The 13,117-nt window shown below is 76.5% G+C and carries 12 protein-coding genes; all 12 read left to right on the forward strand.

Translation table 11 applies throughout. The annotated features are described in order from the left end of the window. Nucleotides 1-5: 5 nt before the first annotated feature. Nucleotides 6-446, forward strand: coding sequence for a phage tail protein (locus ACGF07_RS25260; RefSeq protein WP_030290301.1), 441 nt, complete (start codon nt 6-8; stop codon nt 444-446). Next, complete coding sequence (locus ACGF07_RS25265; RefSeq protein WP_392902213.1) at nt 443-928, forward strand: hypothetical protein; 486 nt, start codon at nt 443-445, stop codon at nt 926-928. Before ACGF07_RS25260 ends, ACGF07_RS25265 begins: the two co-directional genes overlap by 4 nt. Then, the gene (locus ACGF07_RS25270) at nt 925-1,083 is read left to right on the forward strand and encodes a DUF6760 family protein (protein ID WP_181970396.1); all 159 of its coding nucleotides are present in this window, start codon (nt 925-927) and stop codon (nt 1,081-1,083) included. Before ACGF07_RS25265 ends, ACGF07_RS25270 begins: the two co-directional genes overlap by 4 nt. Before the next feature lie 3,034 nt (nt 1,084-4,117). Next, on the forward strand, nt 4,118-4,750 hold the full coding sequence (locus ACGF07_RS25275; RefSeq protein ID WP_392902215.1) for a hypothetical protein: 633 nt from the start codon (nt 4,118-4,120) through the stop codon (nt 4,748-4,750). A 104-nt stretch (nt 4,751-4,854) separates the two neighbouring features. Next, nucleotides 4,855-5,280, forward strand: coding sequence for a phage tail protein (locus tag ACGF07_RS25280; protein ID WP_350744151.1), 426 nt, complete (start codon nt 4,855-4,857; stop codon nt 5,278-5,280). 96 nt (nt 5,281-5,376) lie between these two features. Beyond that, nucleotides 5,377-6,099, forward strand: coding sequence for a LysM peptidoglycan-binding domain-containing protein (locus ACGF07_RS25285; protein WP_350744150.1), 723 nt, complete (start codon nt 5,377-5,379; stop codon nt 6,097-6,099). Then, on the forward strand, nt 6,096-7,874 hold the full coding sequence (locus ACGF07_RS25290) for a VgrG-related protein (RefSeq protein WP_392902217.1): 1,779 nt from the start codon (nt 6,096-6,098) through the stop codon (nt 7,872-7,874). Before ACGF07_RS25285 ends, ACGF07_RS25290 begins: the two co-directional genes overlap by 4 nt. 64 nt (nt 7,875-7,938) lie before the next feature. Then, the gene (locus tag ACGF07_RS25295) at nt 7,939-8,250 is read left to right on the forward strand and encodes a PAAR domain-containing protein (protein WP_392902219.1); all 312 of its coding nucleotides are present in this window, start codon (nt 7,939-7,941) and stop codon (nt 8,248-8,250) included. 35 nt (nt 8,251-8,285) lie between these two features. Next, the gene (locus ACGF07_RS25300) at nt 8,286-8,669 is read left to right on the forward strand and encodes a GPW/gp25 family protein (RefSeq protein ID WP_362563960.1); all 384 of its coding nucleotides are present in this window, start codon (nt 8,286-8,288) and stop codon (nt 8,667-8,669) included. Next, nucleotides 8,669-10,633 (forward strand): putative baseplate assembly protein, encoded by a 1,965-nt coding sequence (locus ACGF07_RS25305; RefSeq protein WP_350744146.1) that lies wholly within the window; start codon nt 8,669-8,671, stop codon nt 10,631-10,633. The genes ACGF07_RS25300 and ACGF07_RS25305 overlap by 1 nt, the downstream gene beginning before the upstream one ends. Beyond that, nucleotides 10,630-11,193 carry a phage tail protein I gene (locus tag ACGF07_RS25310; protein ID WP_392902221.1) on the forward strand — a complete coding sequence of 188 codons (564 nt, stop codon included), beginning with the start codon at nt 10,630-10,632 and terminating at the stop codon, nt 11,191-11,193. Before ACGF07_RS25305 ends, ACGF07_RS25310 begins: the two co-directional genes overlap by 4 nt. A 744-nt stretch (nt 11,194-11,937) precedes the next feature. After that, entirely contained in the window at nt 11,938-12,711 is a 774-nt protein-coding gene (locus ACGF07_RS25315; RefSeq protein ID WP_392902223.1) for an NADase-type glycan-binding domain-containing protein, read from the forward strand. Nucleotides 12,712-13,117: the final 406 nt, after the last annotated feature.

A 13,117-nucleotide genomic window follows, 5' to 3' on the forward strand; every position in this document is an offset into this window, starting at 1 on the left:
CAGCCATGGCTGAAGGCGATCCGCTCTCCACACACATATTCGGCGTCCAGCTCGGCGGCTACAACGTCGAGTCCGTCAAGGAGATCAGCAACCTGACGGTCGAACAGGACGTCGTCGAGTACAAGCAGGTGACCCAGGAGGGCAAGCTGATCGTCCGCAAGCAGCCCGGTGCCCGGCTGCCCGGCGAGGTGACGATCACCCGCGGCCTCGACAAGAGCGGCGCGTTCACGGACTGGATCAAGGAAACCCTCAACAACGGGGCCATCAACACCGCGCGGCAGAACCTCACCATCGAGGTCAAGGACACCACCGGTGCCACCCTGCGGCGCATCCAGCTGACCAACGCCTGGGCCAGCCGCTGGGAGGGCCCCACGCTCAGCGCGGGCGAGTCCAGTGCCGCGACGGAGACCGTGACCATCGTGTTCGAGGAGATCAGCGTAGAGTGAGGCGACGGATCGGCCTCGACGAGCTGCTGGAGGGGGCCCCGGCCCCGCAGGACCCCGCACCGCAGCAGCCGGCCCCGGGGCAGACGGGCCCGTCCGGGCCCCGGGGGCGGGCCCCGCACACCGAGTTCGAGTTCGAGCTGCCGCTCGGCTACGTCGACGACGAGGGGACCGTGCACCGGCACGGCGCCATGCGCCTGGCCACCGCTCGCGACGAGCTGATGCCGCAGATCGACCTGCGGGTCAAGGAGAACCCCGCGTACCTCAGCGTGGTGCTGCTCAGCCACGTCATCACCAGGTTGGGCGACATCACCGACGTGCACGCCGGGGTGGTGGAGCGGATGTACGCCACCGACGTGGCGTTCCTCCAGGACCTCTACCAGCGGATCAACAGCGAGGGCCACACGCGCGCCGCGGTGACCTGCCCGCACTGCGACGGCGCCTTCGAGGTCGACCTCGCCGGTGGGCGCCTGGGGGAATCGTGACGTACGCGCCTGCTCGGCTGTACGAGGAGATCGCGTACATCGCCTACCACTTCCACTGGCAGCGGGAGGACATCCTCGACCTCACCCACCGCGAACGCGGGCAGTGGGTGCGCGAGATCGCGCGGCTCAACACCCGCATCAGCGAAGGCGGGTGAACCGGTGGGGGTTCGGGACTGGATCGGCCGCCGCAGGGGCGGCGAGGGCGGCGCGTCCTCCGGCGCCCTGGGCAGCGCTCCGGACGGCCGCTCGGACGGCGCGTCGGCCGGCCTGTCCGGCGGCCCGTCCGCCGGGGTGCCCGGCGGCGCGACGGACGGTGTCGGCACCGGTGGCGCCGTCGGGGCCGTCGGGGCCGTCCAGCGGCGCCCGGCGGCGGACGGAGGGTGGCGCGCGGTGCGCCCGCTCGTCCCGACCCTGGCCGCGCCCGCGCCCGGCGTCAGCGACGGCCTGGCGTTCCGCTCCCGGCTGGCCTCCTGGCAGGACCCTTCGTTCTGCGGCCCGCTCGGCCACGCGGTCCTTCCGACCGCCCCGGCGGGCATCCTGCGGGCAGTGGCCAGGCCGGGCTCCCCGGCTCCCGTCCGCACGGGCGGGGACGAACTCGTCGTGCCCGCCGCCCCGGTGGAGCTCGGGGCGGAACAGCCGTCGGAGCCCGGCCGGTCGGGGGCTCCCGGCCCCCGGCAGCCCCGACCGGTCCAGCGCTCCGAACGGTTGCGGCGCCTCCCGGTGCGCTCCGGTCCGCGCACGGCGACCGCGACGCGCGGGGGCGGGGCCGGCCGGGACCTCGCGCGCGAGGGTTCCGGCGGCGGTGCGACCACCTCCGCCGCCCCGGCGCGGGACGGGCGGACGCCTGCCGGGGCCGGGCCACGTGACGCCCGAACCACTGCTCCTGGGACCGGCGTTGCCGCGCCCGGTGCTCCCCAGCGTGCTGCTGCCCGACCCGGTGGTGCAGCCGGCCCGGCCGCACCGACGGCCCGTACGGCGCCGGAGCGAGCGGCCCGGAGCGCCGCGCCGACGGCCGATGCGGCCGACGCCTCCCCGCGTAGCGGCGCGGCGGGCCCGTCACCCCGCGCGGTGCGGCCGCGGCCCGTCGGCGCACCGCTGACCGTGGCACGGCGTCCCCGGGCCCTGTCCGTGCGCCCGGTGGCGGCCGTTCCCGGGCGGACCGCCGCCGCGGGTAGCGCCGCCCAGGGGAGCGCGGCCGAGCCGTCGAACCGTGCTGCGGCCGTGCTGCCGCCGTCCGTGCCGCCGGCAGCAGCGCCCGCCGACCGCACCCGCCCGTCCGAGAGCGGCGAGGCCGATGTCGTCGGCACGCCGCCGGGTACGGCCGCCACCGCCGCGCCCGGGCGGGCCGCGCAGGGCGAACCCGTGGTCCAGCGCGCCACCGCGGCGGGCACCGGCACACCCACCCGCCGCCCGGTCCTCGGCGAGCCCCTGACCACGCTGCCCTCGAGCGCCTCACCCCTGGCCTCCACCGGCACCCGGCCGGCGGCTGCCGCCTCGGGCGCTCCGGTGATGCCCGTGGTGTCCGCCGACGCCGGGTCCACCGGCTCATCCTCCGCCGCTGCCCGGGCGAGCGGTACCGACGGCACCGCCCGGCCGTCCGCCGACGCGGGCCGTGCCGCCGCCGCTCCGGTTCGCCGCGCCCGTACCGGTGCCGGACGGGGCGGTCAGCCGCCGTCCGGCGGTGCCCGGGAGCCGGTTGACGGGGCATCGGTGCAGCGCGCGCCGTCCGGGGGCGCCGACGCGCCGTCCGCGCCCACGCCTGCCCTGCCGCACCCACCCGCCGCGCCCGCCCCCGGGCGTGACCTGCCCGTTCAGCCCGACCCGGCGCCCGCGCGCACGCGGACGGGCCTGGGGGCGCCGCTCGATGCGCTGCCGCCGACAGCGGCCGTGGCCGGTAGCACCGCGCCCCTGCTCGGTGCGGGCCGACCGGTCCGGCGGAGCACGGCTCCGGCGGCCGCCGCCGACGCCGCTCCCGCCACCACTGCCCCGCCGGCCGCCGGGGAGGGCCTGCCCGTGCAGCGCGCCGCCCTGCGCCCCGGTGACGGCGCCACGGATCCGACCGCCGCTGTGGCGCTCGCCGCGCCGCCGGCTGCCCGTGCCGGCCGATCGGCAGCTCCGACCGCCCCCACCACCCACGGCCGGTCCGCGCCCTCCGGCGGGGAGCACGGCACCAGCGCACCGGCAGCCGGCCGCGCCGCCGTCACGAACCCCCCGCCGGGAACGGCGACCACCCCCGGCGCGCCCACGCCCGGCGGCGGCCCGCGGCGGCGCTCCCGGACGGCTGGGCAGCCGACGGTCCACGCGGCCCCGCTCGGTGGCCCCGCTGCCGCCGGCCCGGTCGCCGCCCCGCCGGGAACGGGCGCTGAACCGGCGGCTCCCGCGACGGTTCCACCGACCATCCGGCCGACGGTCCCCGCCCGCCCGGCGTCCGGCGGCCTGGGCGTGCAACGGGCCGGGCAACTCACCGGCCGGCGGCGCGGATTGCTCGGCGAGCGGCGGATGCCGTTCGCCCTCGCCGGCTCGACGGCGCCGCCCGCCATCGGCGCCGGCACGCCCGTCGGCACGCCCACGGCGCCCGCCAGGCCCGTGGTCCCGGCCGTCTGGGCGCATTCGCTCGCCGCCCGCACGGGCGGCGAGCCGACAGCCGAACCGGCGGCCGAGCCGACCGCGACCCCGAGCGCCCCGCCCCGACCGCGCCCGCGTTCGCACGCGCGGCGCTCGCCGGACGGCGGAGACGGTGGCATGACCGCCAACCGGCAGGGCTCGCCCGCGACGTCGACGCAGCCGCGGACCCCCGGCCGGGCCGCGACACCGGGCCGCACCGCCGGCGCCGGGGCCCCGCGCGGGGTCGTGGCCGCCGTGCAGCGCGCGTTCTCCCGGCGCACCCCGGAACGGGCGGGCGGCCGGCCGGCAGCCGGTCACGCGCCCGCCCAGGCGGGCCCGGCGACCCCCGGCACCGCCCGCGACGCAGCCGCACCCGCGGACCCGCCGCGCGCACGGCCCGGTCGCGCCCGCGGGTCGGCCCCGAGGGCGGGCGCCCCGGGGCTGCCGCAGGGTGCCGCCGTGCCGGCATCCGCAGTGCGCCCGGGTGCCGCCACGGCCGCCGCCCCCGCGTCACCGCGCCTGGGCCCCGCGCAGGCCGGACCGGCGGGCACGGGCCGTCCGGCGTCGCAGGGTGCTGCCGCGCCGATGCCCGCAGGGCGCCCGGGCGCCGCCGGTTCGCCGGCCGCCGCACCGGTCGCCCAGCGGCCGCCGGTCGTGCGGCTCAGCCCCGTGCAGGCTCCGGCGGTCCAGCGCCTGCCCGCGCCGTCCCGGCTGCCGCAGTCGGGCCCGCAGCTGTCCCCCCAACCGTCCGCGCAGCCGTCGCCGGCGCACTCTCCCGGCGCCGCGGCCCCCGCGGTCACCGGCCGGGCACCGGCACCGCGGCAGCCCCTCAGCGCCTCCGCACCCGTCGTGGCACGGGCCCTGCCGCTCGGGTCCGCCGCCACCACGGCCCCGCCCGCGACCCAGCCGCCCGGCACGGCGCGGCTGCTGCAGCGGGTGGCCGAACAGGCGGGCCTGACCGGCATCCCGCTGACCGCCGTGCCGGCGCGCACCCCGACCACGGTGCAACTCGCCCCGTCCTCCCAGCCCGCCGCGCCGTCCCGAGCCGCCTCGACTCCCGGGAAGGCCCCCGGCGGACCGCCCGCCGAGCCGCCCGCCGACCCCGCCGACCTCGACGAACTGGCCCGGCGGCTGGTCGAACCGGTCGGCCGGCTGCTGCGCACCGAGTTGCGCAGGGGCCGCGAGCGCAGCGGCAAACCGTACGACATGCGCCGCTGAGCGAGACCGGAAACGCGCACCACGGCGCGGACGGAAGACCGTGGACCAGACGGACGGCCGACAGCGGGCCGCAGCGACGTGACCGGAAGCAGGAAGCGGGACCGATGACCGACAACATCTTCGCCAGCAGCGTCTTCTTCAGCCTGAGCATCGGCGGGAACGACCTGGGCGAGTTCACCACCTGCTCCGGGCTCGGCGCCCAGGTCGAGATCGAGCAGTACGCCGAGGGCGGCAACAACGGCTTCTCCTGGCAGCTGCCGGGCCGCATCACCTGGACGAACATCACGCTGACCCGCGCCGTCACCGCGGACAGCGCCAAGATCACGCGCTGGCTGTCCGAGATCGTCCGGAAGGTCGAACCGAAGGACGGTGAGATCGTGGCGCTGCGCCCCGACCTGAGCCGGATCATCGGCTGGCAGGTGCTCGGCATCGTCCCGGTGCGCTGGGAGGGGCCGTCCTTCGACCCCTCGAGCTCCCAACCGGCGGTGGAGACCCTGGAGATCGCCCACGCGGGTCTGCGCCCGGCCTGACCCGGCGCCACGCCGCGCACCCGCCACGCCCCGCACCCGTCCCGCACCGAGTCCGCCCGCCTCACCGGCCGCCCCACCCACGCAAGGAGCACCAGGATGCCCGCAGCGGTCCCCGCCAGCGTCACCCGGGCCCAACTGACCATCATGGAGCCCCCGTCGACGGTCGGCGCCCAGCCCGGCGGCGTGCTCGCCCAGCTCCGCCTCCAGTTCAACCCGGCGTCCCTGGTGCTGCGCAAGACCACCGAGTGGCGGCGCACGCCGTCCCGGATGGCGGGCGAGTCCGCGTTGCCCGAGTTCGTCGGCAGCGGCCCGCGCTCGCTCTCCCTCGACGTGTTCCTGGACTCGACCGCGACCCACGACAACTCGGTGGAGCGGGCCGTGGAGCAGCTGATGACGGCCTGCGTGCCCACCCCGGCCAGCCTGGCGCGCAAGACGCCGGCCAGCCCCTGGATCCGGCTGGACTGGGGCACCCTGAAGACGACGTCGTTCAACGGGGTGCTGACCGGCCTGTCGGTCACCTACTCGCTCTTCGACGTGGACGGCAAGCCGTTGCGGGCGGTCTGCTCGCTCTCCATCGACGAGGCCAGCGTCGACCCGGCGGGCCAGAACCCGACCTCCGGCTCCCCGGAGGCCCGCAGCACCCACCGGGTGATCGCCGGCGACAGCCTGCCGCTGCTCGCCTGGCGCGCGTACGGGGACGCCACGGCCTGGCGCACCATCGCGGAGGCCAACGACATCGACGACCCGCTGAAGCTGGTGCCCGGCGCGGAGCTGATCGTGCCGAGCATCGACGAACTCACCCACGGCGGCCGCCGATGACCACCCCCGAGGCCCGGGGCGGCCGGCCGTTCGCCGCGGATCCCGTCGTCGAGGCGCCGGGCCCGCTGCCGCCGATCTGGGTGACCCAGCTGGTGTCCTGCGACATCGAGGAGAGCGTCGGCCTGCCCGACACCGCGGTGCTGTCCTTCCGGGACGCCGACCACACCTTCCTCTCCGCGACCGGCATCACCATCGGCACCCGGCTGACGGTGTCCGTGGTCACCGTGCAGGGCAACACCCGGGTGCGGCTGTTCACCGGCGAGGTGACGGCGCTGGAGCTGGAGGTGGACACCACCGGCTCGTACACCGTGGTGCGGGCCTCGGCGGTCACCCACCGGCTGATGCGCGGGCGCCGGGTGAAGGCCTTCCGCAACATGACCACCGCCGACATCGTCCGCGCGGTCGCCGCCGGCGCCGGCCTGGCCTGCGGCCGGGTCGACTCCTTCCCGGTCGTCCACGAGCAGCTGTCCCAGGCGAACGTCCCGGACTGGGACTTCCTCCAGTTCCTCGCGCAGGAGAGCGGCGCCCAGGTGCGGGTGGACGACGACGGGCGGCTGGAGTTCGTCCGGCCCGAACCCGCCTCCGGCGCACCGGCCCCCTCCACACCCGCGCCGCAGAGCCCGCTGGTGCTGGAGTACGGCCGCAACCTGCTGGAGCTGCGCGGGGTGCTGACCGGCGCGGGCGGCGCGGACACGGTCGAGGCGCGCGGCTGGAACGTGACCACCAAGAGCGCCCTGGTCGCCACCGAGCCGTCGGTGACCTCGCCCACCGTGCAGCCGGGGATGAGCCCCTCGGCGGTGACCTCCGCCTTCCCCGGCCGGGCCCGGCTGACCGTCGCCGACACCCCGTACCGCACCCAGGCGGAGACCTCCGCGGTCGCGCGGTCGCTGGCGGCCTCGGTGGCCGCCGGCTTCGGCGAACTGGAGGCGGTCGTCGAGGGCAACCCGCGGCTGCGGGCGGGCACCGCCGTCGCCCTCGGGAACGTCGGCGCCGCCTTCTCCGGCCGCTACACCGCCACCGCCGTCCGGCACCTGCTCGAGCCGTTCCGCGGCTACCGCACCACCGTGGTGGTCAGCGCGGCCCCCGACCGCTCGCTGGCCGGGCTGGTCACCGGCGCCGGCGCACCGCCGCGCGGGCCGCGGATGCCGGGGCTGGCCGTCGCCGTGGTCACCGACGTCCGGGAGCCGGGCAGCGGGCAGCGCGGCTGGGTGAAGCTGAAGTTCCCCTGGCTGGACGACACGTACGTCTCCGACTGGGTGCGCACCGTGCAGTGGGGCGGCAACGGCGGTGGCGGCGTGGTCAGCCCCGAGGTCAACGACGAGGTGCTGGTCGGCTTCGAACAGGGCGACCTGGACAGCCCCTACGTGCTGGGCGGCCTCTACAACGGCGTCGACCGCCCCTCGACGCACGACGTGCCGCTGGTCGACGCGGCCTCCGGCAAGGTCAACCGCCGCTCGGTGGTCTCCCGTTCGGGCCACCGCCTGGAACTGCTGGACGTGCCGGGCGGCAGGTCCGGCGTCCGGCTGGCGAGCGGGGACGGCAAGCTGGAGGTCGAACTCGACCAGCAGAACGGCGAGATCGTCCTGACCGTGCACGGCCTGCGCGGCGGGCCCGGGAGCACGGTGCGGCTGTCCTCCACCGGCATCACCCTGGACGCGGGCACCGGCGAGGTGAACGTGCGCGGAGGCTCGGTGACCGTCCGGGGCACCACGGCGGTCACCGTCGACGGCGGAGCCGAGGCAGTGCTCAGGGGAGCCTTCGTGCGCATCAACTGACGCGACGCCGGTCGACCGACCGACCCGGCACCAGACCACACCACCATCGAAACGGAGACCGCAGATGCCCCCCGCAGCCCGGACCGGCGACATGACCGATCACGGCGGCGCCCTGACCACCCCGCCGCCGGGCGCCGTCAAGGTGGCGACCGTCCTGATCGGCGGCCGCCCCGCCGCGGTGGTCGGCAGCGTGCACGCCTGCGTCCCGCACGTGGAACTCGGCCCCGCCAACCTGGTCCTGCCCTCGCCCGGCACGGCGGCCGGGGGAGTGGTCCTGATCGGCGGCCTCCCCGCCGCCCGCATGGGGGACAAGACGACCTGCGGCGCCACCATCGTCGCCGGCGCGTTCGACGTGCTGATCGGAGGTGGGGTGTGACCGGGAACTTCATCGGCCGCGGCTGGGCGTTCCCGATGCGGGTCAACGCCACCGGCGGCATCGGCATGGTGGACCGGGACCGGGAGCTGGCGGAGGCCATCCGGCTGATCCTCGGCACCGCCCCCGGCGAGCGCCCGATGCGCCCGGAGTTCGGCTGCGGCATCCACGACTACGTCTTCGCCCCCGGCGACAGCACCACCGCGGGGCGGATCGCGCGCGAGGTGCGGATCTCGCTGGAACGCTGGGAGCCGAGGATCGAGGTCGACGACGTGGTGATCGCCTACGACAGCGTCGACGAGGGCACCCTCTACATCGACGTCCACTACACCGTGCGCGCCACCAACGACCGCCGCAACCTGGTCTTCCCCTTCTACACCATCCCGGAGTCCCCGGCCGCGCTGGACGGGAGCGCGAACTGATGGCGCTGCCCTCCCCGAACCTGGACGACCGCCGGTTCCAGCAACTCGTCGACGAGGCCAAGAGGTACGTCCAGCAGCGCGCCCCCGAGTGGACCGACCACAACGTCTCCGACCCCGGCGTCACCCTCATCGAGACCTTCGCCTACCTGGTGGACCAACTGCTCTACCGGCTCAACCGGGTGCCGGAGAAGAACTACGCGGCCTTCCTCGACCTGCTGGGCGTCCGGCTGTTCCCGCCCGCCGCGGCCCGGGCCGAGGTCGACTTCTGGCTCTCGGCCCCGCAGCCCGACACCGTCCTGCTGCGGGCCGGCACCGAGGTCTCCACGCTGCGGACCGAGACCGACGAGGCGGTGGTCTTCGCCACCGTCGAGGACCTCCCGATCGTCCCCAGCTCGCTGGAGCGGCTGGTCACCGTCTCCGCCTCCGGCGAACAGTCCGACCGCACCGCCCGGCTGGCCGACGGCGCCGACGTGCCGTGCTTCCAGCCGCGCCCGGTGGCCGGCGACGCCATGCTCCTCGCCCTGCCGGCCGTCACCCCCCGCTGCATCCTCGTCGTCCGACTGGACAGCCGGGTCGAGGGCGTCGGCGTCGACCCGCGCCAGCCTCCGCTGGCCTGGGAGGTGTGGGACGGCGCGCGCTGGATCACCTGCGAGACCGGCACCGACACCACCGGCGGCCTCAACCGGCCCGGCGAGGTGGTGGTGTTCGTGCCCGCCGGGCACACCGCCTCGGTCGTCGCCGGCCGCCGGGCCGGCTGGCTGCGCTGCCGCGTCACCGAACCGCAGCCGGGCCAGCCGTTCTACTCCGAGTCCCCGACCATCCGCCGGGCCGAGGTGTTCACGGCCGGCGGCACCGCGACCGTCGTCCACGCCCAGACCGTCACCGACGCGCCGCTCGGCACCTCGGAGGGCGTCGCGGGCCAGAGCTTCCGGCTCGCCCGGCCGCCGGTCCTGCTCGACGGCGGAGCCCCGGCGGTCGAGGTCGCGGCCGGCGAGGGCTGGGAACGGTGGACGGTCGTCGAGCACTTCGGCGACTCCGCGCCGAGCGACCGGCACGTGGTCCTCGACGCCACCAACGGCGAGTTCCTCTTCCCGCCGGCCGTGCGCGAACCCGACGGCAGCCTGCGGGCCTTCGGCGCGGTGCCGCCCAAGGGCGCCCAGCTGCGCGTGCCGCACTACCGCACCGGCGGCGGCAGCGCGGGCAACGTCGCCCGTGGCACGATCACCGTGCTGCGCAGCTCCGTCCCGTACGTCGCCCGGGTGGACAACCGCGAGGCCGCCCGCGGCGGGGTCGACGGCGAGACCGTGGAGAACGCCAAGCTGCGCGCCCCGCACCAGCTGCGGCTGCAGGAACGCGCCGTCACCGCCGGAGACTTCGAGCTGATCGCCCGGCAGGCCGCGCCGTCCGCGGCCCGCATCAACTGCGTGCCGCAGACCGGCGGGGAGGCCGGCACGGTACGGGTGCTGGTCGTCCCCGACGCGGTCGCGGACGACGGCGACCGGCTGCGGTTCGAGCAACTCATCCCCGACGAGGAGGTGTTGGCCGCCGTCGCGACCGCCCTCGACGAACGGCGGCTGATCGGCACCCGGATCCTCGTCCAGCCCCCCGCCTACCAGGGCGTCACGGTGGTCGCCCGGCTCACCACCCGCGCCGCCGACCCCGACCGGGTCCGCGAGACGGTGCTCGCCGAGCTGTACCGGTACCTCAACCCGCTGCGCGGCGGCGCCGACGGGCGGGGCTGGCCGTTCGGCCGGGCGGTGCAGTACGGGGAGGTGTTCGCCGTGCTCCAGCGGGTCGCCGCCGTCGCGGGCGTCGAGGAGCTGCGACTGTTCCCGGCGGACCCGATCACCGGGCGCCGGGGCGCGCCCGCCGAGCGCGTCGACGTCCCGCCGGACGCCCTGGTCTTCTCCCACCAGCACCAGGTCGTGGTCACCGCGGCCGAGGGCGGGGAGGCGGGGGCATGAGCCGCGCGGCCGTCCCGGGCCTGCCGAGCCCGCACCCGATCGGCGAACTGCTCCCGGCCCTCTTCGCCGACGACGACTTCGCCCAGCGCTTCACGGCCGGCCTGGACACCGTCCTCGCCCCGGTCTTCGCCACCCTCGACAGCCTGCCCGCCTACTTCCGGCCGCGCCTCGCACCGGCGGACTTCCTCGACTGGCTGGCGTCCTGGGTCGCGGTGGACGTCGACCCGGCCTGGCCGGAGGAGGTGCGCCGCACAGTCGTCGGCCGCGCGGTCGAGCTGCACCGGTGGCGCGGCACCCGGCGGGGGCTCGTCGAGCGCCTGCGGCTGGTGCTGGACGCCGGCGCCGAGATCATCGACGGCGGTGGCGTCTCCTGGTCCACCGCCCCCGGCGCGGCGCCGCTGCCGGCTTCGAGCGGCGAGGTGCTGATCCGGGTCTGGCCCCTGCACGGCGCGGAGCTGGACGAGGACCAGGTGCTGTCCGTCGTCACGGCGGGCTGCCCTGTCCACCTGACCTGCCGGGTGGAGATCCTGCCCGGCCCACCCGGGCGAGCGGAGGACTGACGAATGCGGGTGTGCCCCGACTGCGGAACGGCCAACGGGGAGGACGACGACTTCTGCGGCAACTGCGGCGCGTACCTCGGCTGGTCGCGCCCCGCCGCCCCGGCTGGGGGTGCCGGGTCTGCGTCGGCGACTCCGGCGCCGGGGGCGGCGGCGACGCCGGCGGAGGGTCCGGCGTCTGCGTCTGCGTCTGCGCCCGGGTCGGGGGCGGGGCCGGGGTCGGTGCCGGGACCGCCGCCGGTACCGGCTCCGGCTCCGGCACCGGCGGAGGGGGCGCGGCCGGCGGCCGCGACCGGGCCGGAGGCTGCGCCTGCCTCCGCCGCTGCCCCTGCGTCCGGACAGTCGGAGCCCGCCGCGCCCGCCGAGCCTCCCGCGCACGACACGGCGCGCACCGGCTCCACCTGGCGAACCGTGTCGCGACGGGTGACGCGGGCGGCCAGGAAGGAGCAGCCGCCCGTTCCGGAGGGCGCACCGCCCACCCCGGCCGCCCAGGAGCCGCCGGACGCGCCGGCCGTCGAGCCCCCGGCGTCGACCTCCTCCCGGGTGCGGCCGGCCCCGACCGCCGCGCCGGCCGTTTCCTCGGGACCGGCCGACGCTTCCGGACCGGCTGACGCTTCCGGACCGGCCGCGCCTTCTGCTCCCAAGGCGGGGCCCGGGCCGACGGCGCCCGGGCCGGTTCCCGTCCCGGTGCGCCGACCGGCGCCGGTCCCCGAACCGTCCGCCGTCCCCGAACCCCGGACCGACCCGGTGGCCGTGCAGCCGGCCAAACCCGTCGCCCCGCGCCCCGTCGTGCGGGAAACCGTGGCCGAGGAGACCCAGGAGGGGCCGCCGTGCCCCCGGTGCAGCACGCCCAACCTGCCCGGGCGGAAGTTCTGCCGGCGCTGCGCCGCACCGCTGACCGTCACCGCACCCGTGGCCGAGCTGCCGTGGTGGCGCACCCGTTGGCCGTTCCGCCGCCGGGTGCGCATCGGCGGCTCGGGCAACGCGCTGCGCCGCACCATCGCACTGCTCGTCCTGGTCGCCCTGGTGATCGCCGGGATCCTGCTCTACCCGCTCGGGAAGGACGCCTACCAGGACGTGCTGGACAAGCTCGGCAGCACCGCGGCGATCACCCCCGCCGCGGCCACGGCGAGCGCGGCGGTCGAGGGCCATCCGGCGACGGCGGCCGACGACGGCCTCAGCAACACCTACTGGGGAGCGCCAGCGATCGGGGACTCGGTCACCTTCGGCTTCCGCACGCCGTTCCGGTTGGTGGACCTGATCATCCACACGGGCGACTCCGCCGACCCCCAGCACTACCAGCAGCAGGGCCGCCCCCTGGTCCTCGCCCTGGAAGTCACGGCCTCGGACGGGGAGATGCACCGGCAACAGATCACGCTCAACGACCAGCCGGGCCCGCAGACCGTGGTGACCGGGATCAGCGACGTCGTCCAGGTCAAGCTGACCGTCCGCGAGGCTGCCGGGACGGGCCCCGGCCGTGCGATCGCCCTGGCCGAGGTGGAGTTCTTCAAGCGGACCTGACGGCAGCCCACGTCATGGCCGTGCCCGAGGGCATTTGTCCTCGGGCACGGAGGAGGAGTACTGTTCCTTAGTCGCTCGGCAGGGAGCACCGGACACGCATCGGCGCGGACGGTCCCGGGGCGGCCAATCCTCTGAAACACACTTCCGGTTCGTGCCGGTCGTTTCGCTTTGCGCGGTGCGGCTCGGTGCTTATTCGGCGTGCTCGTTTTATCGGATTGCGGCCGATTCGCTTTTCGGAGCGGGGATCGGCTAGAGTTTGGAACGTCGGACGGGGCGTCAAACCCCGGAAGACGCCAGCGAGTTGGATGAGGGAAGCGCCGGAAACGGAGCGGAAAACATCTGATAAGCTGGAGACACGAAAGAACGAAGCGCCCGGAGGGCCCGCTGGAAGGCGGCCTGAAGGAAG

The sequence above is a fragment of the Kitasatospora sp. NPDC048194 genome (genome assembly GCF_043202455.1).
In the GTDB taxonomy this organism is placed as follows: Bacteria; Actinomycetota; Actinomycetes; order Streptomycetales; family Streptomycetaceae; genus Kitasatospora.